The sequence below is a fragment of the Paraflavitalea devenefica genome (assembly GCF_011759375.1).
GTDB lineage: Bacteria > Bacteroidota > Bacteroidia > Chitinophagales > Chitinophagaceae > Paraflavitalea > Paraflavitalea devenefica.
The window spans coordinates 571,958-597,971 of record NZ_JAARML010000004.1 but is presented as its reverse complement, the minus strand read 5'-3'; the positions used below and the strand labels follow the sequence as shown (position 1 = coordinate 597,971).

Genomic DNA, 26,014 nt, shown 5'->3' with positions numbered 1-26,014 from the left:
TATGGCAAAAGAAAAAGACAGCAATCTTTTTGATTACACCGAAGAATCGATACGTAGTCTTGACTGGCGGGAGCATATCCGCCTGCGCCCTGGTATGTATATCGGTAAGCTGGGCGATGGCAGCAGTCCGGATGACGGGATCTATGTATTAATAAAAGAAGTTATTGATAACTGTATTGACGAGCACACGATGGGATATGGTAAGAACGTGGAGATTACCATAGAAGGTAAAACCGTTACCATCCGCGATTATGGTCGTGGTATTCCCCTGGGTAAAGTGGTGGATGTAGTGAGCAAGATCAATACAGGCGCCAAATACGACAGTAAGGCTTTCCAGAAGAGTGTAGGGTTGAACGGTGTGGGTACCAAAGCGGTGAATGCCCTTAGCCATTATTTCAAAGTAACTGCCTTCCGGGAAGGAAAGGAAAAAACGGCTGAATTTGAACGGGGCGTACTGGTAAAAGAGCATAAGGAAGTGAAGTCTTCTGAAGAGAATGGCACCCTGGTCACTTTTATTCCCGATGATACCGTATTCAAGAACTTCCATTTTATTCATGAATACCTCGATGGGCAGCTCTGGAACTATTGTTACCTCAATGCCGGGCTGGTAATTAACCTGAACGGTAAAAAATATGTGAGTAAGAACGGTTTGCTGGACCTACTGCAACGCAAAACCAATGAAGATGAGCTGCGCTATCCCGTTATCCACCTCAAAGGAGAGGATATAGAAGTGGCCATCACCCACGAAAACCAATATGGCGAAGAATATTATTCATTCGTCAACGGCCAATACACCACGCAAGGGGGTACGCACCTGGCGGCTTTCCGGGAGGGATATGTAAAAACCCTCCGGGACTTCTTTAAAAAAGATTATGATGCAGCGGATATCCGCGCCAGTATCTGTGCGGCAGTCTCTGTTCGTGTACAGGAACCTGTATTTGAAAGCCAGACCAAAACAAAACTGGGCTCCCAGGTAGTATATGACGGCGGTCCTACCATGCGGAACTTTATAGGAGATTTCCTCTCCAAAGAGCTGGATAACTTCCTGCACCGTAATCCCACTACTGCCGAGGCATTGAAGAAACGTATTGAGCAGAGTGAGCGTGAGCGCAAGGAACTGGCTGGTATTAAGAAACTGGCCAATGAGCGTGCCAAGAAAGCCAACCTGCACAACCGGAAGCTGCGTGATTGCCGTTTCCACCTGAATGATGAAGCTACAGGTAAAGACAAGGATACCATTGCGGAAAAGCAGAAAGAAAGCACCATCTTTATTACGGAAGGTGATTCGGCCAGCGGTTCTATTACCAAAGCCCGGCAGGTAGAAACGCAGGCGGTATTTAGCTTACGTGGTAAGCCCCTGAACTGTTTCGGACTTACCAAGAAAGTGGTGTATGAGAATGAAGAGTTCAACCTGTTGCAACATGCCCTCAACATTGAAGAAGGATATGAAGGGTTGCGTTATAACAATATTGTGATCGCTACGGATGCCGATGTGGATGGTATGCACATCCGCCTGTTGCTGATGACTTTCTTCCTGCAATTCTTCCCCGACCTGGTAAAGAACCAGCACGTATACATCCTGGAAACGCCTTTGTTCAGGGTGCGTAATAAACAGGAAACTATTTATTGTTATGATGAAGGGGAGAAGCAGGCTGCCATTAAAAAGCTGGGCGGCAAACCGGAGATCACCCGCTTTAAAGGGTTGGGTGAAATATCGCCCGACGAATTTGCCCGCTTTATTGGTCCTGAAATGCGCAAGGAGCCGGTGATCATTGAACAAGGTGAGCATATTCAGCAACTGCTGGAATACTACATGGGCAAAAATACCCAGGAGCGCCAGGAATTTATTATTGACAACCTGAAGGTAGAACTGGACCTGGTAGAAGAAGAAGAGGAAAAGAAGGCGTAAGGATTGGGTAGTAGTCACCAGCATAAAAAATTCTAGTAATGATCCATATAGTTTTTAATGAAGCTGATGTAGATGTCCTGAAAAAGGCCATTGAGCTGGATGAAACCCTGCAGGGAGAGGTGTGGCAGGTAAAAGATGACTATGCAGTAGGGCCGCTGGCCGGTATTTATACAGCCGAAGGCATTGAAGCCCGCAGGCAATGGTGGCGCGATGTGCTGGCCGGTGGCGATTATGCCGGTAAAGTGGATACAGGAGAAGTGGACGATAATAAACTGGTAACCGAACTGACAGAACGGTTGAGGAATGAACCGGCTGAGATCGTATGGGTTTGGGCTGCCCAGAATAAACATGATGTAAGCGGTTATTACTGGCTTATGAGCCAGTTAAAGGAGTTTCAGGGCAGGATATATATCCTGTATCTCAATAACCTGCCTTTTATCAATGAAAAAGGGCTGATCTTCTATCCGGAGTGGCTGAGTGTTATTCCACCCAAAGAATTCCTGAAGGCCAAAAAACTGGCCCGCCCCATTACCCTCAGTGAATTTGAAGTAGACCCGGATGAGTGGGCTAAGCTTCAGCAGGAAGATAAAGGCGTGCGCCTGCTGGAAGGGGGTAAAAAACTGGGGCAGCAGGATTATAGCTATTATGATGCCGACCTGAAAAAATATATCACCGGCGACTGGCAGAAAGCCTCTAAAGTCATTCATCAGTTCCTGCACAAGAACAAGCAAACCACCGGCGATGCTTATTTATTATGGCGCCTGAAAACCTTATTGGCTACCGGCGAATTTGATGTGCAGGGAGAGGTAAAGAATATGAAGGATTTTGAAGTGAAAGGCAAGCAGGCGCAAGCGCAAGCTGCAGAAACAACCAATGCTTAAGCATATCATGAAACAGAAAGTATGGCTGGTCATCGTGGTGATACTGCAGTTTGCCTGCAGTAGCCATACAGCCTCCGCCCAAACCGATGCCGATAAGATCAATGAGCTGCTAACGACCTATGTACGCCTGTACAAGTTCAATGGAACGGTGCTGGTGGTTAACAAAGGGCAGGTAGTGTTCAGTAAAGGATACGGTTTTAAAAGCGTTAAGGATAGTACCTACAACGATGTGAACACCATTTACCAGTTGGGCTCTGTTACCAAACAGTTTACAGCTACTATCATCCTGCAGTTACAGGAACAGAAAAAGCTGTCGGTGCAGGATAAGCTGAGCAAATACTTTCCGGGCCTGCCAGGGGCTGATACGATCACCATTGAGCACCTGTTAACACATACCTCCGGTATTTTCAACTATACCAATGACGGTAAGTTTATGAGCAGTGAGGCCGTCAAACCAGCCACGTCCGAAAAGATCATAGCGCTGTTTAAAGACAAGCCGCTGGATTTTGAACCGGGCACTAAATGGAACTACAGTAATTCCGGCTATATGCTGCTGGGATATATTATTGAAAAGGTGGCCGGCAAGCCCTATGAGCAGGTGGTACGGGAACGTATTTTCAATCCACTGGGTATGACGCATAGCGGCTTTGACTTTGCCCACCTGGCCGATCTGAATAAAGCCACTGGTTACACTATGTACACCGAAAAGGCGAAAATAACAGCGGGGATTGTCGATTCATCCGTCTCCTATGCTGCCGGGGCCATTTATTCAACCGTAAACGATCTGTGGCAGTGGCATAAGGGGTTGATGAAAAATACGGTCCTCAAACCCGCTTCCCTGGAAAAAGCCTATACACCCTTCAAAAATAATTACGGTTACGGCTGGTTTATAGATACCGTATCTGGTAAAAGAGTGGTGCAACATGGAGGAGGCATCTTTGGCTTCAATACCAATTTAGCCCGCATACCGTCCGACGATGCCTGTGTGGTATTGCTGTGCAATATGAATACCAGCACGCTGGACAATATCAACAAGGCCATTTTATCTATCCTGAACAACAGGCCTTATGAATTGCCGAAAGAAAGAAAAGTCATCACAGTAGACACGGCTGTGCTGCAACAATATGTAGGTGAATATGAACTGGCGCCCACTTTCAAACTGGTGGTGTGGTTGAAGAATGGCAATCTCGTAGCACAGGCCACGGGACAGCAGGAAGTGGAATTGTTTGCGGAATCACCTGCCAAATTCTTTTTGAAAGTAGTGGATGCACAATTGGAATTTGTAAAGGGAGCAGAAGGGAAAGTAGAGAAAGTGATCCTTTACCAGAATGGCCGGGAAACTGCCGGTAAAAAAATTAAATAACATTATCTATGGCAAAATCAAAAATAAACGAACAGGCATTTAATCTTGACAGTGGGTTAACCGGTCAGTACAAGACCTGGTTCCTGGATTATGCATCTTATGTGATCCTTGAAAGAGCGGTACCTGCGGTAGAAGATGGGTTGAAACCCGTACAACGGCGTATCCTGCACGCCATGAAAGAAATGGATGATGGCCGTTACAATAAAGTGGCCAATATCATCGGGCAGGCCATGCAATACCATCCGCATGGCGATGCCAGTATTGGTGATGCCCTGGTTAATATGGGACAAAAAGACCTGTTGATCGATACCCAGGGTAACTGGGGTGATGTACGTACCGGTGATGATGCAGCGGCTGCCAGGTATATTGAAGCGCGCCTCAGCAAATTTGCATTGGATGTAGCTTTCAATGCCAAAACTACTGATTGGGCATTAAGCTATGATGGCCGTAAGAATGAGCCGGTAACGCTGCCTATGAAGTTTCCCCTGCTGCTGGCACAAGGTGCTGAAGGTATCGCTGTGGGACTGGCTACTAAAATATTGCCGCATAATTTCAATGAACTGATAGATGCTGCCATTAAGTACCTGCGGGGAAAGAAGTTTGAGCTGTTGCCCGACTTCCAGACCGGTGGTATGATTGATGCCTCCAATTACAATGAAGGCAAACGTGGCGGAAAAGTAAGGGTGCGTGCGCATATTGAAGAGCTGGATAAAAAGACCCTGGCTATCAGAGATGTACCTTATGGCGTTACCACTGCCCAGTTGATGGACTCCATTGTAAAGGCCAACGACCAGGGAAAGATCAAGATTAAAAAAGTAACAGACAATACAGCCGCTGAAGTAGAGATACAGGTAGACCTGGCGCCTGGCATTTCGCCCGATATTACCATTGATGCCTTGTATGCCTTCACCGACTGTGAAGTGAGTATTTCACCCAATGCCTGTGTGATTGTGGATCACAAACCGCAGTTTCTGGGTATATATGAACTCCTCCGCCTGTCGGTAGACAAAACCAAGGACCTGCTGAAGCGGGAACTGGAAATCAAGCTGGGTGAACTGCAGGAGAAATGGCATTACACGTCGCTGGAAAAGATCTTCTTTGAAGAAAAGATCTATAAAGAGCTGGAGAAGAAACATGAAACCTGGGATAAAGTACTGCTGGCTATTGATAAAGCCTTTGTGCCTTTCAAAAAGCAATTGCGGCGTGAGATTACCCGGGAAGATATTGTGAAGCTCACGGAGAAACCGGTACGCCGTATCTATAAATTGGATATTGATGAACTGAATGAGCAGATCAAAGGATTGGAAAAAGAGATCAAACAGGTGAAACATGACCTGAATAACCTGGTTGATTTTACGGTGGCCTATTATGAAAACCTGCAGAAGAAATATGGTAAAGGCAGGGAGCGTAAAACAGAGATCAAGCTGTTTGAAGCCATCCAGGCCAAACAGGTGGCCATTGCCAATATCAAGCTCTATGTGAACCGTTCCGATGGATTTGTGGGTTCGGGTTTGAAGAAAGATGAATTTGTAGCTGACTGTTCGGCGCTGGACGATATCATCGTGTTTACCAAAAGCGGTAAGATGAAGATCGTGAAGGTGGCGGATAAAGCCTTTATTGGTAAAGATATTATCCATGTGGCGCTCTTCCAGAAGAACGATGAGCGCACTACCTACAACATGATCTATGTAGATAGTAAATCGGGTGTCAGCTATGCCAAGCGCTTTAATGTAACCGGTATCACCAGGGATAAAGAATACGATCTTACCAAAGGCGATGAAAAGAGCAAAGTGCATTATTTCACAGCCAACCCCAACGGAGAGGCAGAGATCGTAAAAATTACATTGAATCCCAACAGTTCTGCCCGCCATAAAGAGATTGAATTTGCCTTTGAAGAGCTGGAGATCAAGAACCGTAGCAGCATGGGCAACCAGGTGACGAAGTATCCTATCAAGAGCGTTAAGTTTAAAGAGGCCGGACGTTCTACCCTGGGTGGTAAGAAGCTCTGGTTCGATGATCAGTTTGGCCGCTTAAGCACAGAGAACAAAGGGGAGTACCTCGGCAGCTTCCAGCCCGACGACAGGTTGCTGGTAATGTACCACGACGGTACTTATGAAATTACCGACCAGGAGCTTACCAAGAAGTTTGATGTGGAGCAGGTAGTGGAAATTGAAAAATTTGATCCGGAGAAGATCGTTACGGCCATTTACCTGGATAATGATAAGCAGCAGTTCAATATAAAACGTTTCAAGATTGAAACGACCACGCTGAACAACCGGTTTATGTTTATCAAGGAAGGAGAGGGGAACTACCTGGAAGCCGTAACCACTCACCCTGAACCCATCGTGACCATTAAATCGGGCCGTGGCGCACAGGCACGTACCCAGAAGATCAAGATCCATGGTTTTGTGGAAGTGATGGGCTGGAAAGCTGTGGGTAATAAGCTGGCGGATTTCACCAAGAGCACCGAGTTTGAATGGGCGATGAAGGAGATCAAAGAAAAAGATACTGATCAGCCAGAGCTGTTTTAAACACATAATACAGTTCTGATAAATTACATAAAACGAGCGGGGTACTTTCTAAAAGTACCCCGCTCGTTTTATTATAAGATTCTTTCGGAGGTCTTAACTCTTCTTCTTTTTACGTAGCCGCACTACCGCATTTTGCGTAAGGCTGCTGGAGAGATACATTTCATAGCGATGAATGCCATCCGTTACTACCATAAGGGCAGTATTAGGGGGATATTTGCCTAAGTTTTCAGCCATCATGCCCAGTTCGCTTACCGGTTTCTTATCGTCCAGTGCAATATAAATGGTCAGGGCCCTGGCGGTTAATTCCTGGCTGACCAGTATGGGTGATTTATTCAATAATACGCTTACGGTATCATTGTCAACATCGCCATTATCGTAAAAGCTCACCCGTATGGAATCACCTTCTATCTCCAGCTCCTGGCTATAAATGTTTTTCCTGCTTTCAAATTTTGCCAGCAGGCTATTGCTGGCCGTTTCTTCTATGGTAGTTGGTTTTAATACCAGGGAGTCGGGCGTGAGTACGGCTGTAGCGGTTACGGGTTTGTTTTCGGGCGTGTTGGAAACGATCACATCTTCCTGCTGGGGCTTCCAGAACTTCCGGCCCGGGGTGGTATTGCCCAAGGCTACATCCGTCTGAGGCGCTTCATTGTCCAACGTAAAATTTACGCGTATTTCCGGGCAGGTATACTTGTACCTGGGCTCTGTTATGAAAGAGCCCTTCAAAGAGCTTTGCGCCTGGCTTACCATCAGTGTACCGGAAAAGTTCATGGGGCACTCCACTCCATTACGTGTATTGGAACTGTAATGAAACATGGCCAGGTTGGGAATATGCACGGCCCGCGTGCTTTTATTATAAGTGCCGCGTATAAAAAAGCTTTGGTAGCTGTCCTTGAAATAATAACCGAAAATACCTTCTACCTCATTGCCTTTTTGTTTAAGGATGAATTCTGTGAGGTAATTATTTTGATTGCCCTGCGCCACTACATCGGCCCTGCCAAACCAGGAGCCGGTAACTGTTTGTGCACCCAAGCCATGGGCAGCCAAAAGTGATAACAGGAGGAGTGTGTTTTTCAGCATACGTGAAATTAAGGAGAAAAAATCAAGCCAGAAACGGAGGGCTGAAGCCGGAGGCCTGAAGTTTGAAGCTGGTGGAAGAAGGGGGCTTACGTCAAAAGGTTGTTGCGGGAAGTAAAACGTGCTGACAATAAAGTATCGGACTTCAGACGTCCGGCTTCCTACTTCAGGTGCCGTTTCATTTCACGGTCGGTATCCCGCTGTTTAATGGTTTCCCGCTTATCATACAGTTTTTTACCCTTGCCCAGGCCTATTTCCATCTTGGCCAATCCTCCCTCATTAAAGAAGATGCGAAGGGGAACAATGGTATATCCTTTCTCTTTTACTTTTGCCTCGATCTTGCGTAATTCCTTCTTCTGTAATAATAATTTCCTTTCCCGTACGGGGTTGTGGTTGTTGCCTATTCCATGGGAATATTCGGCTATATGCAGACTTTTGATCCACATTTCACCTTTCTGAAAATAACAGTAGCTGTCGTTGAAGCTGGCCCGGCCTTCCCGTAATGACTTCACCTCTGTACCCATCAATACAAGTCCTGCATCGTACTTGTCTTCGATGAAATACTCATGATAGGCCGATTTATTGCGAATTTCTGACATGGGGAAAACAAGAATTCAGGAGCCAGAATTCAGCATCCAGAATAGGAAAGCCTGAACAGCAGCATTCTGGATGCTGGATTCTGAATTCTATATTCTTTTCTAATTTTTAAACAATGAAAGTACAGTAGCCAGTTTATCCCTTAGCTCCTTACGATGTACGATGAAATCGAGGAAGCCATGTTCCAGCAGGAATTCACTGCGCTGGAAGCCTTCGGGCAGGTCTTTCTTGATCGTTTCCTTGATTACACGGGGGCCGGCAAAGCCGATGAGGGCACCAGGCTCCGCAATATTCAGGTCGCCCAGCATACCAAAGGATGCCGAAATACCTCCGAAAGAGGGATCGGTCAGTAAAGAGATATAAGGAATACCGGCATCGGTAAGTTGCGACAGCTTGCCCGATACCTTGGCCAGTTGCATCAGGGAGAAAGCACTCTCCATCATACGGGCGCCACCCGATTTACAGATAATCATTAGTGGAATATGATGTTTCAGGCACAGGTCTGCCGCCTGGGAGATCCGTTCTCCCATTACACTGCCCAGCGAACCGCCAATGAATTCAAAATCCATACAGCCTATCACCAGGTCCAGCGACTTCACTTTGCCTTTGCCCACGCGGATAGAATCGGTAATATCGGTCTTGGCCCAGGTTTCCTGCAGGCGTTTATCGTATGACTTCAGATCGGTAAAGTGCAGGAAGTCTTTGGAGCGGATATTTTCAAACAGGATCTCATACTGGTCTTCATCGAAAATGACATCGAAGTATTCGGAGCTGCCAATACGGTGGTGGTAACTGCATTTGGGACAAACGAATATATTTTCCCGGAGCTCGGTGACGGTACATATATACCCGCATTCCGGGCATTTACTCCAGAGCCCTTCAGGTGTTTCTTTTTTTTCGGCGGTACTGGTCAGAATTCCCTTCTTGATCCTTTTGAACCAACTGCTCTTTGTCTCTTCACTTTGCCCTTCTTCTCCTGCCAGATTGGCCTCAAAATCCTCTTCTTGCTTCATTAGGTCAATTTTAAGGGGGCTAAGATAACAATTTTACAATAAGTGCAAGAAGTACAGGGGAAAAGTGAAGCGGAAACCGGCAATGAACAGCTTATTGTTACCCATTGGTTAATGTGTCATTATTGCAGTAGAAAAAATTATATACATCATAAAATGTGTAAACGCCACCCGACATAACGAAATGATTGCCATGATTTATATAATATCAGGAAATTTTTTACCGAAATATGATATTTCACCTTGCTGCGTTATTTTTGCGGTCGAATTGCAGTCAAATAGATCAATATGCCTCATGATGAAGCCTTATCGCATCCTGAGACTTCGCCAGACAACTAAATAATATTAACAGATGAAACGCAGTTCCATCTGGCTAAAAGGAAATAAATACTAATAGATGAAATGGTCTGCCCTCTTTACGTCCTCCATTGGTAAGAAACTGGTAATGAGCTTAACGGGTATTTTTCTGATCCTATTCCTGGTTGTGCATGCGGGGATCAATGCCTGCATATTTGCCGACCTGTTCGACCCTACAGATGATGGAGAAATGTTTAACCGGGCAGCTCACTTTATGGGCTCAAGCTGGGTGATCCGTGCTGCGGAAATTGGTCTGTTTGCGTTTATCATCCTACATATAGTACAGGGATATTTAGTAGAGGTACAAAATCGCAGTCGCCGTGGGGTAGGGTATCAAAAGACGATGGGCAACAAAGGCAGCAAATGGTATAGCCGTTCCATGGCTTTGCTCGGCACCTTGTTATTGCTGTTCCTCATTATGCACATCTCTCAATTCTGGGTGCCTTCCCGTATTACGGGTTTGCCCGAAGCTTCTTATAATCCTGAGCACCATGATATGTTTGGCAGAATGATGCTGACATTTGAGAACCCTTTGTATGTTATTTTGTATGTATTGGGATGTATTTCCCTGGCCTATCACCTGGCACATGGCTTCCAGAGTGCTTTCAGGACACTGGGTGTATACAACAAGCGTTACCTGGCCCTGCTTCATGGTGTTGGCCTTGGATTTTCCATCCTGATACCATTGGTATTTGCCCTCATGCCCATCAGCATGCATTTTCAGTGGATAGGTTTACAGAACTAAGCAAACAAAAAATTACTCCGGAGTTCTGCTCCGGATACATTTAAAACCATAAACTGGTTATATGTTGAATTCAAAAATCCCAGCCGGTCCTTTAGAGCTCAAGTGGACAGATTATAAAGGCCATTGTAAGCTGGTAAACCCGGCCAATAAGCGCAGCCTTGAGATCATTATCATTGGTACCGGATTGGCGGGCGCTTCAGCAGCAGCAGCTCTCGGAGAGCTGGGTTATAAGGTGAAAACATTCTGTTTCCAGGATTCCCCCCGCCGGGCGCACTCCATTGCCGCGCAGGGTGGTATCAATGCTGCCAAGAACTATCAGAATGATGGTGACTCTGTATTCCGTTTATTTTATGATACCATTAAAGGTGGCGACTACCGCGCCCGTGAAGGGAATGTGCATCGCCTGGCAGAGGTGAGCGCTAATATTATTGACCAGTGCGTGGCACAAGGTGTTCCTTTTGCCCGTGAATATGGTGGTTTGCTGAGCAACCGTTCCTTCGGTGGAACACAGGTACAAAGAACTTTTTATGCTGCCGGGCAAACCGGTCAGCAATTATTGATAGGCGCCTACCAGGCACTGGAGCGCCAGGTGGCATTGGGTAATGTGATACAATACTCCCGCCATGAAATGCTGGAAGTGGTAACCATTGACGGCAAGGCCAGGGGTATTATTGCCAGGAACCTGGTAACAGGTGAGCTGGAACGCCACTTTGGTCATGCTGTATTGCTGTGCAGCGGTGGCTATGGCAACGTTTTCTATCTCTCTACCAATGCCATGGGCAGTAATGTAACGGCTGCCTGGAAAGCACACCGGAAGGGCGCTTTCTTCGGTAATCCCTGCTATACACAAATTCACCCCACCTGTATACCGGTGAGCGGCGATCACCAGTCCAAGCTCACGCTCATGTCGGAGAGCTTGCGTAATGATGGCCGTATCTGGGTGCCCAAGAAACAGGGGGACAACCGCAAACCCAGTGAGATACCGGAAGAGGAAAGGGATTACTACCTCGAAAGAAGGTATCCCGCCTTTGGTAACCTGGTTCCGCGTGACGTAGCCTCCAGGGCTGCCAAAGAACGTTGCGATGCCGGTTATGGTGTAGGTACTTCCAAACAGGCTGTATACCTTGACTATGCAGCGGCCATTGAGCGTTATGGAAAGATCGAGTGCCGTAAGCTGGGCATTGAGAACCCATCCGCAGAGGTAGTGCGTAAACAGGGCGTAGCAGTAGTAAAAGAAAAATATGGTAACCTCTTCGATATGTACGAAAAGATTACCGGTGAAAACCCGTATGAAGTACCGATGCGTATCTATCCCGCCGTTCACTATACCATGGGTGGCCTGTGGGTGGATTATGAGCTGATGACTACTGTACCGGGGCTGTATGCTTTGGGCGAAGCCAATTTCAGTGATCACGGCGCCAACCGCCTGGGCGCTTCTGCCCTGATGCAGGGACTGGCCGATGGTTATTTTGTTATTCCTTATACCATTGGTAATTACCTGGCCGATGAGATCCGTACCAAAGCGATCCCTACCACCCACGCAGGTTTTGAAGAAGCAGAGAAAGAGGTAAGAACACGTATTGAAAAGCTGATGAGTATTAAAGGAAAGCAAACGGTAGAGAGCTTCCATAAGCGCCTCGGAAAGATCATGTGGGACAAATGTGGCATGGCCCGTAATGAAAAAGGATTGCAGGAAGCCATTGTAGAAATACAACAACTGAAAAAAGAATTCTGGAGTGACGTACGCATACCTGGTAATGTCAATGAAATGAATCCTGAACTGGATAAGGCCAACCGTGTGGCTGATTTTATTGAACTGGGCGAGCTCATGTGTAAAGATGCACTGAATCGCCGGGAAAGCTGTGGCGGTCACTTCCGGGAAGAGTCACAAACCGAAGAAGGCGAAGCTAAGCGGGATGACAATAACTTCCAGTATGCTGCTGCCTGGGAATTCAAAGGGGAGAGTGACTGGCAATTGCATAAAGAGTCGCTGGAGTTTGAAGTAGCTAAACCAAGTCAGCGTTCCTACAAATAATCAAAAGAAAGACATTTATACCCGGCATTTTAATACAATACTATGGAGCATTATAACATGAACCTGACCCTCAAGGTCTGGAGACAGAAGAATAAAGATGACAGGGGACAATTTGAAACCTACCAGGTAAAGAATATTTCTTCGGAAATGTCTTTCCTGGAGATGTTTGATGTATTGAATGAAGAGCTTATCCGTGACGGAAAAGACCCTATTACTTTTGACCATGACTGCCGGGAAGGTATTTGTGGCGCCTGCTCCATGTATATTGATGGCCGCCCACATGGTCCCTGGCAAGCCAATACTACCTGCCAGTTGCACATGCGGGCCTATAAAGACGGCGATACCATTGTGGTTGAACCCTGGAGGGCCAAAGCTTTCCCGGTGATCAAGGACCTGATGGTAGACCGTAGTGCCTTTGACCGCATCATTCAATCTGGTGGTTATATTTCCGTGAATACCGGTAACCCGGTTGACGCCAATGCTATTCCGATTGATAAGGATAAAGCCGACCTGGCATTTGCGAATGCGGCCTGTATCGGTTGCGGCGCCTGTGTCGCAGCTTGTAAGAACAGTTCTGCCATGCTCTTTGTATCGGCCAAAGTAAGCCACCTCGCCTTATTGCCGCAGGGTAATCCGGAGCGTAAAGACCGCGCCATTAATATGATTGCACAGATGGACAAAGAAGGATTTGGTGGTTGTACCAATACCGGCGCCTGCGAAGCGGTATGCCCCAAAGAGATCTCCATCAGCAACATTGCCCGTCTTAACACTGAGTACCTGCGGGCCGGCCTTACTATTGATAAATAAGCGTCCACACTGTATAAATTGATGCAAACCGGCCCTATGGCCGGTTTTTTTGTGCCTCAACTTTTAATAGTCGATTGTTGTTATTTTAGCTAATGGAATACAAAGTACCTGCTCAAACCCGTATCGGTCACGTGCATTTAAAAGTGTCTGATATAGATAAGTCCCTTGCTTTTTATCGTGACCTGCTGGGATTTGAGGTCATACAACGTTATGGCGCCCAGGCTGTTTTTATATCAGCGGGCGGTTACCACCACCATATTGGCCTGAATACCTGGCATAGTCGTAATGCCCCTCCGGCGCCGCAAAATGCCCCCGGCTTATATCATACGGCCATCCTGTATCCCACCCGTAAAGACCTGGCCATTATCCTCAAAAGATTGATAGCCGCCAGGTATCCGTTGACCGGTATGTCGGATCACGGCGTATCCGAGGCTATTTACCTGGACGATCCGGATGGGAATGGGGTAGAGCTGTATTGGGATAAACCAAAAGAACAATGGCCGCTCGATGGGGCCGGGAATCTCCAGATGGTAACAGCGCGGCTCAATGTAGAAAGCCTGCTGGCTGAGGCTACCGCTTGATCTTACCCATTTCCCTTGAATTTTTACCCTTTACACCAAAGGCAGCAATACTTGATGGCAGAATCAGTATTTTAAGGCTATTAAACAATCGCTGCATGAAAAATCTATGTCTGTTGCTGTTAGCGCTATGGCTCACAGCCTGTAATCAACCTTCAACAACTATGCAACCATATCAATGGCCTAAGGATATTAAAACGCCGCTTGCCGAAAAGAACCCCAAAGAATTTAAAGTGCATGGCGATACCCGGGTAGATGATTATTACTGGCTGAACCAGCGCGAGAACCAGAAAGTACTGGATTACCTGAAAGCGGAGAATGCTTACCTGGACACCATGATGTCGGGCACCAAAGCTTTCCAGGAAAAGCTCTTTGCCGAACTGAAAGGCCGTATCAAGGAAAAAGATGAATCATTGCCGTATAAGGACAATGGTTACTGGTATTACTCCCGTTTTGAAGAAGGGAAGCAATATCCCATCTATTGCCGGAAGAAAGAAACCCTGGAAGCGCCGGAAGAGATCATACTGGACCAGAATAAGATGGCCGAAGGATTCAAATACTATTCCATTGGCGGCAGGTCGGTAAGTGATAACAATGAATTGCTGGCGTTTACAGTAGACTCTGTAAGCCGTCGCTTATATGGCCTGCAATTCAAAAACCTGCAAACAGGCAGCATCTATCCCGAAATAATTCCCAATGTAGAAGGCGGCGATCTTGCCTGGGCGTCGGATAACAAGACGATCTTTTATATTAAAAAGGACCTTACCACTTTATTGGGCTACCAGGTTTGGCGCCATGTACTGGGCACCGATCCCAAACAGGATGTGCTGGTATATGAAGAAAAAGACAACCGCTTCTATATGGGGCTATTCCGCAGCAAGTCCAAAAAGTATATAGGTATTGTTTCGGATATGAACCAGGTGTCTACAGAATACCGCCTGCTGGAAGCTGCCGCACCAACCGGCGCCTTCAAAATATTCCAGCCCCGGCAGGAGAAGCTTCAATACAGCGTGGAGCATTTCAACGATAAGTTCTATGTGCTTACGGATTGGGAGGCGCCCAACTTCAGGCTGATGGAAACGCCGGAAGGGAAGACGGGCAAAGAGAACTGGAAAGAAGTAATACCACACCGTAAAGATGTTTACCTGTCTGGCCTGACGGTATTTAAAAACCACCTGGTGCTGGGAGAAGTGAAAGATGCGTTGAACCAGTTGCGTATTATTAACCAGACCGACAAGAAGGATTTCTATGTGAAATTTGATGAGCCTGTTTATACAGCATTTGTGAATGTAAATCCTGATTTCAATACCAATGTGCTGCGCCTTTCTTACACATCTATGACTACCCCTGCTTCCATCTATGATTATAATATGGATACCCAACAGAAGGAGCTCAAGAAACAGACTGAAATACTGGGTGGCTTTAAGAAAGAAGACTATACCTCAGAGCGTTTATGGGCTACTGCCCGCGACGGTGTGAAAGTGCCGGTATCACTCGTGTACAAAAAAGGTGTGCAGAAAGATGCCGGTAACCCCTTGTTGCTGTATGCGTATGGTTCGTATGGCTCCAGCTCATTCCCTGCTTTTAACAGAAATGTGATCAGCCTGCTGGACCGTGGCTTTGTATATGCAGTGGCGCATGTACGTGGCGGTCAGGAAATGGGACGCCAGTGGTATGATGACGGTCACTTATTTAAAAAGAAAAATACCTTCTACGATTTTATTGATTGTGCGGAATTCCTGATCAATGAAAAATATACCACCAAAGAGCACCTGTATGCCAATGGCGGCAGCGCCGGTGGTTTGCTGATGGGCGCTATTACCAACATACGTCCTGATCTGTGGCATGGGGTAGTGGCCGATGTGCCCTTTGTAGATGTGATCACTACCATGAGCGATCCCAGTATCCCGCTTACAACAGGCGAATATGAGGAATGGGGCAACCCGGCCGACAGTGCGGAATACTTCTATATCAAGTCTTATTCTCCCTACGATAATGTAGAAAAGAAGGCTTATCCCAACCTGCTGGTCACCACAGGGTTGCATGATTCCCAGGTGCAATACTTTGAACCTGCCAAGTGGGTGGCCAAACTGCGCGAATTGAAAACGGATAGCAATATTGTGTTACTCAAAACCAATATGGAAGCCGGTCATGGAGGCTCATCGGGCCGCTTTGACTACCTGAAAGAGGTGGCCTTACGGTATGCCTTCCTGTTGGCGCTGGAGGGGAAAACGGAGTAAAATTCCGGGTTTCGTGTTCCGGGTTTGGGGTTGCTCCGCCTGGTATACTTACTGAATTGGCAAAGAGCTGGCTCAATGGCCGGCTCTTTCCTTTTAAGTAGGTTGATTTTCAATCAACTATAGGTTGGCAGAGAGTTTAAATCGCGGCAGCAACCCGGAGCCAGAAACTCGTAACCCGGAACTATTTTTATCGTACCTTTGCGCCCTGAAATTCAGTTGTAAAATATGATCACAGTAAATAATGTAACGCTCTCTTTTGGTAAGCGGGTTTTGTTTGATGAAGTAAACCTTTCTTTCACTAAAGGCAATTGCTATGGTGTTATTGGCGCCAATGGCGCCGGGAAATCTACTTTCCTGAAAATATTGTCTGGCGAGATCGAGCCCAATAAAGGCACAATCGATATCACGCCCGGTGAACGGATGGCCGTTTTAAATCAAAACCATTTTGCATTTGATGACTTCACTGTTCTGAATACAGTGCTGATGGGGCATACCAAACTGTGGAAGGTGATGCAGGACCGTGATGCTATTTATGCCAAAGAGGACTTTACAGAAGAAGATGGCATCCGTGCCGGTGAGCTGGAAGGCGAGTTTGGTGAAATGGGTGGTTATACGGCCGAGAGTGATGCCGCTACTTTGCTGAGTGAACTGGGCGTAGGAGAAGAACTGCACCAGAGCCTGATGAAAGACATCAGCGGTGCGCTCAAAGTACGGGTATTGCTGGCGCAGGCGTTGTTTGGCAATCCGGATATCCTCATCCTCGATGAGCCTACCAACAACCTGGACGTAGTAACCATTTCCTGGCTGGAGAATTTCCTGGCCGAATACGAGAACATCGTGATCGTGGTATCGCACGACCGTCACTTCCTCGATTCAGTATGTACACACGTAGCGGATGTAGACCGTCAAAAGATCAAGATCTATACCGGTAACTATACCTTCTGGTACGAGAGCAGCCAGTTGGCTGCCCGTCAGCAGGGGGACAAGAACAAGAAGATGGAGGAAAAGCGTAAGGACCTCATGGAGTTCATTGCGCGATTCAGTGCCAATGCTTCCAAATCCAAGCAGGCTACTTCCCGTAAGAAAGCTTTGGAGAAACTGGTCATTGAAGAAATTACGGCTTCCAACCGTAAATATCCGGGTATCATCTTTAAGCAACTGCGTGAAGTAGGTAACCAGATATTGAATGTAGAAAAGCTGTCTGCGTCAATAGATGGCCGTGTATTGTTCAGCAATGTGAACTTCATGGTCAATAAAGGAGATAAGATCGCTGTAGTGGCCGATGACCAGATGGCGGTAACTGCTTTCTTCGAGATCATCAATGGCAAACTGGCTGCTGCCAGTGGCAAATTTGAATGGGGCAGCACCGTATCCAAAGCCTACCTGCCCAATGATAACTCTGAATTTTTCACCAGCAACTTCAACCTCATGGATTGGCTGCGCCAGTATGTGCCGCCGCATGTAACAGATGTGGATGAGCCTTTCCTGCGTGGTTTCCTGGGTAAAATGCTGTTCAGCGGTGATGAGATCATGAAGAAAACCACTGTATTGAGCGGAGGGGAAAAAGTACGTTGCATGATCAGCCGTATGATGCTGCAGGACCCTAATGTGGTGATCCTCGATGAGCCTACCAACCACCTTGACCTGGAATCCATCCAATCGTTCAACGAAAGCATGGAAAACTTCAAAGGCATCGTGCTGATCACTTCCCATGACCATACCTTCCTGCAAACGGTGGCCAACCGTATTATCGAATTAACACCTACAGGCGTTATTGATAAGCTCATGACCTTCGATGAATACCTCGAAGAAAAGCAGGCACGGAAGCTGAAAGTAGCTTAAGCCGCGAGTGGCAAGTGGTAAATGGCGAGTAGGAGTTCGTTAAACTTTAAGTTGTTAACCTATACAGGCTGGCGTTTTGCCGGCCTTTTTTATTGGCTGATCCGCATATTGGCCCCAATATGGAACCCCATTGCATAGGTGCCGATATTCCATTGGCCAAAAAAGGTTGTACGATTGAACGTAAGCGTCAGCGTCTGACATAAGAAGTCGGAGGTATAATTCGTTGGCTTCCCTTGTTTGTCATATCCTGGCATTTTCCGGAGACTGCCTCCACAAGCTATCTTATAGCTAAGTGATACGTCATCAATTTTGCCTATGAACTCAGTGCTGACGGCAAATGTCAGGAAATGCCGGCTGCGGTCAATCAGGTTGGCAGCCGTATCGGGCAGTTTTCTCCTGAAATCAAAATAATTACCCAGTTCATGTGTCCAGGACACCTCTGCGCCCAATACCCTCCATTCTCCACCTGATTGAAACGATTTAACAAGATTAATGCCGGCGTAGCCGCCTACAGAACCCCAGGATTTCCGGCCAGCTTCTCTGTTGATCAGTGAATCATTGACGGTATTGGCCACATACCTGTTGCCGCCGGGGTTATCCCTGCTGTGGCGGAAAAATGAATCAACCTTATAATTGCCCCAGGAGCCTGAAATGCCATAAAATGCCTGGAAACTTCCAAAATTATGTGCCCTGTATCCACTGCCAAGTACCCCGACATAACCGTCCTTGAGCTTTTCATTGGCACCCCCGGTAGTTACTGCTACACTTGCATAGGTAGCCGCAGGCTTGTTCTCGCTCTTAAGTGGTATTGTTTTGTAAGAATGGGTATTGGTATGCAGGGGACTTTGATAATAGGCATAACGGGCACAACTGGTGAATAAGGTGATAAGGAGGATGCAGGTTACAATTTTTCTCATGGTGTAGTGTGTAAGGTAAAGCGTTGACAGCATTGCCGGCCCCGGCGTTGCACGGACTTCGCGGGTGCTGGTAAACAGCATAAAAGCCTGCGTTCAGGCAATAAAATCCTAATTTTAAACGCTATAAGCGGTGGTCTGCCTGATACTGCTTAAGCAAGTGAAAATCAGCAGACTTGGTGATGGTAGCCTTTCCGGGAAAATGGCGCCCACTTTCCGGAAGGGGATTCTGTAAAAACGAAACTGCATCTTTTTGTTGGTCGGGAGGATCCTGATACTCGCCTTATTGTGTTTACCCTTACTGCAGCCGGCTTTTGCCCAGGCGCCGCAGGGGAAATCCCTGTCTAATCTCCGCAAAAAGATCATATTGTCCAACCAGCCGGTGGTGCAACTGGACACGGTAAGCATTATTCCCAAAACAGTATTCATATTAGGGGCGCCGGATAGCCTGTATACAGTGGATTTTGTCAATGCCCGGCTCACCTGGAAATCCAGGCCTTTACTGGATACCCTCGTGGTCTGGTACCGGGTATTCCCTGCACGCCTGAATGCAGTGGCCAACAGGATGCCTTATGACAGTATCATGAACAACTTCATCGGGCAACCTTTTAATCCCAATTATGCAGGGATCAGTCAATCAGAAAGCTTCTTCAACTTCGGCAATATCAATTACAATGGTAGTTTCGGGCGTGGCATTTCCTTTGGCAATAGCCAGGATGCGGTGGTAACTTCTAACCTCAACCTGCAGTTGAGCGGGTTCCTGGCCGATAGTATCGAGATTGTAGCCGCTATTACCGACAATAATATCCCTATCCAGCCGGATGGTACCACGCAGGAGTTGAATGAATTTGACCGCATCTTCCTGCAATTCAGGAAAAAGAACTGGCAGCTTAGCCTGGGGGATATTGATATCCGCCAACAGCAAAGCTATTTCCTCAACTTCTATAAGCGCCTGCAGGGGATCTCTTTTGAAACCACCACGCAGATAACACCTTCCATCAGCAATAACCTGCTTGTGAGCGGTTCTATCGCCAAAGGAAAATTTACCCGTAATGTATTCAATGGCCAGGAAGGCAACCAGGGGCCTTACCGCCTCACGGGCGCCAATAATGAGTTCTTTTTTGTGGTGCTGGCCAATACAGAGCGGGTATACATTGATGGCGAACTGCTGCAGCGGGGGGAAGACCAGGATTACGTGATCAATTACAACACCGCCGAAATTGCTTTTACGCCTAAAAGGATGATCACCAAAGACAGGCGTATACAGGTAGAGTTTGAATATGCCGACAGGAATTACCTGAACTCAAACCTTTACCTGGCCGATGAAGTGAAGCTGGGCGAAAAGGCGAAGCTACGGGTAGGTTTTTTTAACAATGCAGATGCCAAAAGTTCACCCATTAATCAATCGCTCGACCCGCAACAAAAGCTGTTCCTGAATACCATAGGTGATAGCATCTCCAAAGCATTTTATCCTACAGCCACCCTTGATACCTTTGCCGCCGGTAAGATATTGTATAAAAAGATTGATACCACCTGGAATGGTGCGCCTGCCCGCGACTCCATTTTTGTGTACAGTACTCATCCGGACAGCGCCCGTTACAGCCTTTCCTTTATTGATGTGGGCGTGGGGAACGGTAATTACATCCCGGACCTGAATGGCGCCAATGGAAAAGTATACCGCTGGGTGGAGCCGGTAGATGGCAAGCTACAGGGACAGTATGAGCCGGCTGTATTGCTGGTAACTCCCAAGAAGCAGCAACTGATCAGCATTGGGATTGATTATAATGTTACAAAGAATACCATCCTCAATACCGAGGTGGCCATGAGCAATTACGATGTCAATACTTTTTCCACCAAAGACAAAGGCAATGATAAAGGATACGCGGGTAAGGTACAGTTGAAAAATACCCTGCCATTCAAAGCTTCAAAAGCCGGGCTGCAACTCATAACAGAGGGAGGCTTTGAATATGTGGAAGCAAAATTCAAACCACTGGAGCGGTTAAGGAATGTAGAGTTTACGCGCGACTGGGGATTGCCGCTGCAAACCACCCCGGAAAATGAAGCCATCATTACCGGTGCGGCCGGATTGGTGGATGCTAAAGGCAATTCATTGAAATACCAGTTTACCCGGTACAACCGGGGTACTGGTTTCACCGGCATTCGCAATACGATCAGTCATTACCAGGTGATCAAAGGCTGGCGGCTCAATAATGTATTTATGTATTCGGATGTGAATGCCACGACCGATAAAGGGTACTTTTGGCGGCCCACCATTGATATCTCACGCCCCTTTCCCCGGTTGAAAAACTATACACTGGGATTCAATTATTCCCTGGAATATAATGAGATCCATAATAAGCGATCAGATAGTGTTTTAGCGCAAAGTTTCGCCTTTGAGAACTTTCAGGCATCTGTTAAATCGGATGTTACCAAACCCAACCGCTGGGGCATCATTTACTTCACCCGTACCAATGCCTATCCTTTGGGTAAAGAGCTGGCTACGGCTGACCGCAGTCATAACATTAATGTTTTTGCAGAGTTGCTCAAAAATGAACGGCACCAGTTTCGTTTTAATGGTACCTACAGAACATTGTCTATCCTGAACGATAAAGTAACCACGCAGAAAGCTGATAACAGCCTGTTGGGCAGGGCAGAGTACCTGGTCAATGAATGGAAGGGATTGCTTACCGGTAACGTATTATATGAAGTAGGGGCGGGGCAGGAGCAAAAACGGGATTATGCCTACCTGGAAGTGCCTGCAGGGCAGGGGGAATATACCTGGAATGATTACAACAATGACGGCGTACAGCAGCTCAATGAATTTGAGGTGGCCTTATTCCAGGACCAGGCCAAATACATCCGCATCTTTACGCCTACCAACGAATTTGTAAAAGCCAACTACAATACCTTCAATTACACGGTCGGGCTCAACCCAAGGTCGGTGATCGACCTTACAAAGGCCAGGGGATTTATAAAACTGCTGGCCAATGCAAACCTGCAATCGTCCCTGCAACTCAATAAAAAGGAAATAGCCAGGGGTATTGTGCAGTTTAATCCTTTCAAGGCCCCCCTGAGTGATACCTCGCTTATCACGCTCAATTCTATTTTCATCAATACCTTTTCTTATAACCGTTTTAGCCCCAAATGGGGATTCGATTTCAATAACTCCCGCAACAGCAGCAAATCCTTGCTTACCTATGGATATGAGAGCCGCAAGCTGAATGAATGGAACCTGCGGGGCCGGTGGAATATTACCCGGGCGTTTATGTTGGAGCTCAGTGGTAAAACAGGGGTCAATCAACTCATTAGTTCCAATCCTAAATTTGATAACCGCAATTTTAAGATTGATCAATATGCCATAGAGCCGAGGATTACGCTAACCAGGGGCGCTACCTTCCGGGCCATGGTGGGGTATAAATTCACAGATAAGAAAAACCAAACAGGCTATGAAGAAAAATCATTATCACATGCCATTACTTCGGAAGTGAAATACAATATCCTGCAGAGTACTTCCATACAGGCCCGCTTTACCTACAACAATATTACTTTCACCTCACTCGAAGCCACGCCCAATACCAACTCACCTGCTGCCTACATCATACTGGATGGCCTTTTGCCGGGTAAGAACTTCCTGTGGAACCTCGACCTTACCAGGCGGCTTTCCAATAGCCTTGAAATGAACATCCAATATGAGGGGCGCAAGCCAGGTACTTCCCGGGTGGTACACATCGGCCGTGCGTCGATAAGAGCTTTGCTGTAGGGGCAATAAAAAACCGTTCCGGTAAGCCGGAACGGTTTCAGATAAAATATCCTTATAAAGAATTATGAGAAAAGGCCACCTTTCTTCAGTTCACGTACACTTTCTCCGATCTTGAAGCCATTGTGATAAACTTCAATCTTGTAGTTACCTTTCTTGAATCCGCTGTTTTGTTTCCAGGGATATTCTACGTGTACTTTCTTACCGGTTTCAATGTTAACAGGCATTTTGAAAGTGTAGAACTTATCGCCTTCTTCACGGGTAGTGAAGGTACCGGAACCCAGTGCTTCAACAGTTACTGGTTTTCCTTCGGGATCAGTTACTGAAACATACACTTCAGTAGAACCGGGAGGAGCGATACGGTTGTCAACATCGAAAGAGATAACCAGCTTGTCTACGCGTTTTGCAGTAGTAGTTACTTTTTCTTTACCACCACTTCTTTCATCGATAGGAGTGATAGCAATAGCAGAAGCATTCAGCGTAGAAGCGATGTCTACTTTCTTTTCCAGCTCAACCTTAGCGGTATTGGTAGTTGCCAGGTCTGTAGTCAGTTTTTCCTTGTCGGCTGTCAACTGAGTTTTCTCAGTGGTCAGGACTTGGTTTTCCTGTGTTAAGCGGGCAACTTCCTGCTCCAGGTTGTTGATCTTGGCGTTCAGATCAGAGATCTGGGAAGCAAGTTCCTTTTTCTCTCTTTCAGTAAGCCTTTCTTTTTTCAGCTTAGCGGCGATCTGATTTTTCATTTTCTGGATCTCGCTGTTGCGCTCGCTCAGTTTACCTTCCAGTTCATTGTTGTAACCGGTCAGTGAATCGAGGCGGATAACAGCAGCATCAAAGCTCTTTTGCAATTCATTCTTGGAAGAGTCTACTGCAACATACTGTGTTTGCAGGTTAGTGATCGTTTGATCAGACTTGTTTTTGTCCCACAGAAAATAGCCCCAGGTTCCAAGGATACCAACGGCTAATAAGCCAATGATAAGATTCTTAGAATCCTTTTTGGGAGGTTGATTTTGTGGACTGGCTGATGGATAATTGGTTGTGCTCATAATTAATATGTGTTTTCAAAAGTTTAAAATTTGGGTGCTAACCCCTTGTTCAGGTTTTCGATAATGGGTTAGTCCAAAACCATGCCAGAATTTGTTTAGGGGTATCCGCATGGCAGGGTCTAAAACGCTGAAAAGTAGTATAGTATTGTGTTTTAGCTGTGTATAAATCCTCTTTAACAGCCCCTTTTTTTGGTGTAATATTGCACCAATTTCAAATATTTTACCTCCACACATGTCTGCTGAAAAAATATTGTCCGACTGGAAAAAAAAACAATTTAAACCGATCTATTGGCTGGAAGGAGAAGAAGATTTCTTTATTGATAAAGTGGTTAATTATGCGGAGCATCATATCCTGAGTGAGGCGGAAGCGGGGTTTAACCTCACCGTATTTTATGGCAAGGATGCCAGTTGGCCCGATGTCATCAATGCCTGCCGCCGTTATCCCATGTTTTCCGACAGGCAGGTGGTATTACTGAAAGAAGCGCAGCAAATGCGGGATATTGACAAGCTGGAGCCTTACATTGACAATCCTTTAAAGTCAACGATATTCGTTGTATCATATAAAGAAAAAAAGGTGGATGGGCGCAGTAAGCTGGCCAAAACCCTGAAAGAAAAAGGGGAAATGCTGACCACCAAAAAAATGTATGATAACCAGTTGCCCGACTGGACCAATGACCTGGTACAATCAAAAGGTTATTCCATATCACAGAAAGCTTTATTGCTCCTGGTAGATCATATAGGCAATGATCTCAGCCGGATCAATAATGAGATTGATAAAATGCTGGTGAACCTCGGTGAACGCAGGAATATTACAGAAGATGATATTGAGAAATATGTAGGGGTAAGCAAGGAATACAATCCTTTTGAATTGCAGAGTGCTGTAGCTTCCAGGGACCTGGCAAAAGCCATGCGCATCATCCAGTACTTTGAAGCCAATCCCAAAGCTGCTCCCATACAACTTGTATTGCCTACTATCTACAACCTTTTCAGCAAAACCTATATGATCTTTGGCCAGAGTGGCAAGGACGAGAAAACAATCGCCACCAACATTGGTGTTAATGCATGGTTTGTAAAAGACTATTTATTGACGGCCAAAAACTATGGCTATGAAGGTACCGAAGGCGCCCTGTTGCTGTTACATCAATACAACCTCAAAAGCATCGGGGTAAATGATGTAGGTACTACAGATGCCTCCTTATTGAAAGAAATGGTGGCTAAGATGATGAGTTAAGCCCGAAATAGCGAAGCGAATCTTCTTTGTCTTTTGCCAGTTGCACTTTCAGCGCTTCCAGCCCGTCGAACTTTTCTTCCGGGCGGAGGTATTTTTTTACATATACCCGCAGCGTGCGGCCATAAATATCGGCATTAAAGTCAAACAGGTTTACTTCAATGGTGCGCCTGTTATCCGTGATCGTCGGGCGTATGCCGATGCTCATCATGCCACGGAGCACTGAAATCTGAGGTCTGAGGTCTGAGGTCTGAAACTCCAGGTTCGATTTCTGACTTCCGACTTCGGACTTCTGACCTCCAAGTTCCGCTTCCACCACATAAATACCATTGCCGGGAACCAGCTTTTCTTCATTCTCCATGCGCAGGTTGGCGGTAGGATAACCTAAAACACGTCCCAGCTTATTCCCTTCCACTACCGTTCCTTCAAAAAAGAAATCATATCCCAGCAAGGTATTGGCGGGTTCAATCCGCCCGTCCAGGATAGCCTGCCTGATGCGGGTAGAACTCACTGTATTTTCATCAATTACATGGGGTGGTATTTCCATCAGCCGGAAGCCGGAACGGTCGCTATAAGCCTCTAATAGCTTATAATTCCCTGTTCTGCCCTGTCCGAAGCGGTGGTCGTACCCGATAATGATGGTGTGGGGGTGGAATTTTTCTATCAGGAAATGCTCTATATAGGCTTCCGGGGTTTGTTGCGCAAAGGCAGCCGTAAAAGGCACCACTACCAGGTGGTCAATCCCGTTTTTATCCAGTAATTCAATCCTTTCCTCAATGGTATTGAGCAGGTGGAAAGCCGGCTGGGTGCCGGACACTACTTTACGCGGATGCGGATGGAAAGTGATAATCACCGTTTCCCCTGCTATCCTGGCGGCTTCCTGCTTCAGTTGTTCCAGTATTTGCTGATGACCCAGGTGTACCCCGTCAAACGTCCCTATCGTAAGCACTGCCCGGTTAAAGGCAGGCATATCATCTGTTGAATAATAGACTTTCATAAATGCGGTGCGAAAATACAATATGAAGTCGGAAGTGGGAAGTCTGAAGTCGGACGCCCGAAATCAGAAATCAGCGGCCAAAATCAGACTTCGGACTTCAGACTTC

General features: G+C 46.5%; 18 protein-coding genes. 12 read left to right on the top strand and 6 right to left on the bottom strand.

What is annotated here, in order from left to right; genetic code table 11:
- The first annotated feature begins 1 nt into the window (after window position 1).
- Genes HB364_RS23930 through HB364_RS23915 form a run of 4 tightly spaced genes read left to right on the top strand, consistent with a single transcriptional unit; the run spans window position 2 to window position 6,684 of the window.
- The gene (locus HB364_RS23930; protein WP_167290858.1) at window positions 2-1,909 is read left to right on the top strand and encodes a DNA topoisomerase IV subunit B; all 1,908 of its coding nucleotides are present in this window, start codon (window positions 2-4) and stop codon (window positions 1,907-1,909) included.
- Window positions 1,910-1,947: 38 nt separating this feature from the next.
- Entirely contained in the window at window positions 1,948-2,790 is an 843-nt protein-coding gene (locus HB364_RS23925) for a DUF1835 domain-containing protein (RefSeq protein ID WP_167290857.1), read from the top strand.
- A 7-nt stretch (window positions 2,791-2,797) separates the two neighbouring features.
- On the top strand, window positions 2,798-4,153 hold the full coding sequence (locus tag HB364_RS23920; RefSeq protein ID WP_167290856.1) for a serine hydrolase: 1,356 nt from the start codon (window positions 2,798-2,800) through the stop codon (window positions 4,151-4,153).
- Window positions 4,154-4,161: 8 nt separating this feature from the next.
- Entirely contained in the window at window positions 4,162-6,684 is a 2,523-nt protein-coding gene (locus tag HB364_RS23915; RefSeq protein ID WP_167290855.1) for a DNA gyrase/topoisomerase IV subunit A, read from the top strand.
- Window positions 6,685-6,777: 93 nt separating this feature from the next.
- Here the strand turns inward: HB364_RS23915 and HB364_RS23910 are convergent, their stop codons facing one another.
- The 3 genes from HB364_RS23910 to accD all read right to left on the bottom strand — a co-directional run bounded on the left by HB364_RS23910 (window position 6,778) and on the right by accD (window position 9,368).
- Complete coding sequence (locus HB364_RS23910) at window positions 6,778-7,761, bottom strand: hypothetical protein (protein WP_167290854.1); 984 nt, start codon at window positions 7,759-7,761, stop codon at window positions 6,778-6,780.
- A gap of 158 nt (window positions 7,762-7,919) precedes the next feature.
- Window positions 7,920-8,357 (bottom strand): SsrA-binding protein SmpB, encoded by a 438-nt coding sequence (smpB, locus tag HB364_RS23905; RefSeq protein ID WP_167290853.1) that lies wholly within the window; start codon window positions 8,355-8,357, stop codon window positions 7,920-7,922.
- A gap of 99 nt (window positions 8,358-8,456) precedes the next feature.
- Window positions 8,457-9,368, bottom strand: coding sequence for an acetyl-CoA carboxylase, carboxyltransferase subunit beta (accD, locus tag HB364_RS23900; RefSeq protein WP_167290852.1), 912 nt, complete (start codon window positions 9,366-9,368; stop codon window positions 8,457-8,459).
- A 394-nt stretch (window positions 9,369-9,762) separates the two neighbouring features.
- Between accD and HB364_RS23895 the strand changes: the two genes are divergently transcribed.
- The 6 genes from HB364_RS23895 to HB364_RS23870 all read left to right on the top strand — a co-directional run bounded on the left by HB364_RS23895 (window position 9,763) and on the right by HB364_RS23870 (window position 17,969).
- On the top strand, window positions 9,763-10,467 hold the full coding sequence (locus HB364_RS23895) for a succinate dehydrogenase cytochrome b subunit (protein ID WP_167290851.1): 705 nt from the start codon (window positions 9,763-9,765) through the stop codon (window positions 10,465-10,467).
- A gap of 61 nt (window positions 10,468-10,528) precedes the next feature.
- A complete protein-coding gene (locus HB364_RS23890; RefSeq protein ID WP_167290850.1) occupies window positions 10,529-12,502 on the top strand; it encodes a fumarate reductase/succinate dehydrogenase flavoprotein subunit in 1,974 nt (657 codons plus the stop codon).
- A 42-nt stretch (window positions 12,503-12,544) separates the two neighbouring features.
- Window positions 12,545-13,309, top strand: coding sequence for a succinate dehydrogenase/fumarate reductase iron-sulfur subunit (locus HB364_RS23885; protein ID WP_167290849.1), 765 nt, complete (start codon window positions 12,545-12,547; stop codon window positions 13,307-13,309).
- A gap of 92 nt (window positions 13,310-13,401) precedes the next feature.
- Window positions 13,402-13,890: a VOC family protein gene (locus HB364_RS23880; protein ID WP_167290848.1), complete on the top strand. Its 489-nt coding sequence runs from the start codon at window positions 13,402-13,404 to the stop codon at window positions 13,888-13,890.
- 95 nt (window positions 13,891-13,985) lie between these two features.
- The gene (locus HB364_RS23875; protein WP_167290847.1) at window positions 13,986-16,127 is read left to right on the top strand and encodes a S9 family peptidase; all 2,142 of its coding nucleotides are present in this window, start codon (window positions 13,986-13,988) and stop codon (window positions 16,125-16,127) included.
- 225 nt (window positions 16,128-16,352) lie between these two features.
- Window positions 16,353-17,969: an ABC-F family ATP-binding cassette domain-containing protein gene (locus HB364_RS23870; RefSeq protein ID WP_167290846.1), complete on the top strand. Its 1,617-nt coding sequence runs from the start codon at window positions 16,353-16,355 to the stop codon at window positions 17,967-17,969.
- Between the two features lie 89 nt (window positions 17,970-18,058).
- Here the strand turns inward: HB364_RS23870 and HB364_RS23865 are convergent, their stop codons facing one another.
- On the bottom strand, window positions 18,059-18,886 hold the full coding sequence (locus HB364_RS23865) for a hypothetical protein (protein WP_167290845.1): 828 nt from the start codon (window positions 18,884-18,886) through the stop codon (window positions 18,059-18,061).
- 250 nt (window positions 18,887-19,136) lie between these two features.
- Here HB364_RS23865 and HB364_RS23860 point away from each other — a divergent pair, with 250 nt between their 5' ends.
- Entirely contained in the window at window positions 19,137-22,643 is a 3,507-nt protein-coding gene (locus HB364_RS23860) for a hypothetical protein (protein ID WP_246228591.1), read from the top strand.
- Between the two features lie 62 nt (window positions 22,644-22,705).
- On the opposite strand, the gene HB364_RS23855 is transcribed toward HB364_RS23860, so the two are convergent.
- Entirely contained in the window at window positions 22,706-23,683 is a 978-nt protein-coding gene (locus HB364_RS23855) for a coiled-coil domain-containing protein (protein WP_167290844.1), read from the bottom strand.
- A gap of 232 nt (window positions 23,684-23,915) precedes the next feature.
- Between HB364_RS23855 and holA the strand changes: the two genes are divergently transcribed.
- On the top strand, window positions 23,916-24,914 hold the full coding sequence (gene holA / locus HB364_RS23850; RefSeq protein ID WP_167290843.1) for a DNA polymerase III subunit delta: 999 nt from the start codon (window positions 23,916-23,918) through the stop codon (window positions 24,912-24,914).
- Here holA and HB364_RS23845 read toward each other — a convergent pair.
- Entirely contained in the window at window positions 24,898-25,908 is a 1,011-nt protein-coding gene (locus tag HB364_RS23845; RefSeq protein WP_167290842.1) for a bifunctional riboflavin kinase/FAD synthetase, read from the bottom strand. The two genes, holA and HB364_RS23845, sit on opposite strands and share 17 nt — an antisense overlap.
- Window positions 25,909-26,014: the final 106 nt, after the last annotated feature.

What these genes read in the sequence shown, in the direction of transcription:
- HB364_RS23875 (WP_167290847.1), top strand. Translation starts at nt 13,986, where the DNA reads ATGAAAAATCTATGTCTGTTGCTGTTAGCGCTATGGCTCACAGCCTGT.
- HB364_RS23865 (WP_167290845.1), bottom strand. Translation starts at nt 18,886, where the DNA reads ATGAGAAAAATTGTAACCTGCATCCTCCTTATCACCTTATTCACCAGT.
- HB364_RS23910 (WP_167290854.1), bottom strand. Translation starts at nt 7,761, where the DNA reads ATGCTGAAAAACACACTCCTCCTGTTATCACTTTTGGCTGCCCATGGC.
- HB364_RS23880 (WP_167290848.1), top strand. Translation starts at nt 13,402, where the DNA reads ATGGAATACAAAGTACCTGCTCAAACCCGTATCGGTCACGTGCATTTA.
- HB364_RS23855 (WP_167290844.1), bottom strand. Translation starts at nt 23,683, where the DNA reads ATGAGCACAACCAATTATCCATCAGCCAGTCCACAAAATCAACCTCCC.
- accD (WP_167290852.1), bottom strand. Translation starts at nt 9,368, where the DNA reads ATGAAGCAAGAAGAGGATTTTGAGGCCAATCTGGCAGGAGAAGAAGGG.
- HB364_RS23925 (WP_167290857.1), top strand. Translation starts at nt 1,948, where the DNA reads ATGATCCATATAGTTTTTAATGAAGCTGATGTAGATGTCCTGAAAAAG.
- HB364_RS23920 (WP_167290856.1), top strand. Translation starts at nt 2,798, where the DNA reads ATGAAACAGAAAGTATGGCTGGTCATCGTGGTGATACTGCAGTTTGCC.
- HB364_RS23915 (WP_167290855.1), top strand. Translation starts at nt 4,162, where the DNA reads ATGGCAAAATCAAAAATAAACGAACAGGCATTTAATCTTGACAGTGGG.
- HB364_RS23885 (WP_167290849.1), top strand. Translation starts at nt 12,545, where the DNA reads ATGGAGCATTATAACATGAACCTGACCCTCAAGGTCTGGAGACAGAAG.
- HB364_RS23895 (WP_167290851.1), top strand. Translation starts at nt 9,763, where the DNA reads ATGAAATGGTCTGCCCTCTTTACGTCCTCCATTGGTAAGAAACTGGTA.
- HB364_RS23930 (WP_167290858.1), top strand. Translation starts at nt 2, where the DNA reads ATGGCAAAAGAAAAAGACAGCAATCTTTTTGATTACACCGAAGAATCG.
- HB364_RS23845 (WP_167290842.1), bottom strand. Translation starts at nt 25,908, where the DNA reads ATGAAAGTCTATTATTCAACAGATGATATGCCTGCCTTTAACCGGGCA.
- HB364_RS23870 (WP_167290846.1), top strand. Translation starts at nt 16,353, where the DNA reads ATGATCACAGTAAATAATGTAACGCTCTCTTTTGGTAAGCGGGTTTTG.
- HB364_RS23890 (WP_167290850.1), top strand. Translation starts at nt 10,529, where the DNA reads ATGTTGAATTCAAAAATCCCAGCCGGTCCTTTAGAGCTCAAGTGGACA.
- holA (WP_167290843.1), top strand. Translation starts at nt 23,916, where the DNA reads ATGTCTGCTGAAAAAATATTGTCCGACTGGAAAAAAAAACAATTTAAA.
- smpB (WP_167290853.1), bottom strand. Translation starts at nt 8,357, where the DNA reads ATGTCAGAAATTCGCAATAAATCGGCCTATCATGAGTATTTCATCGAA.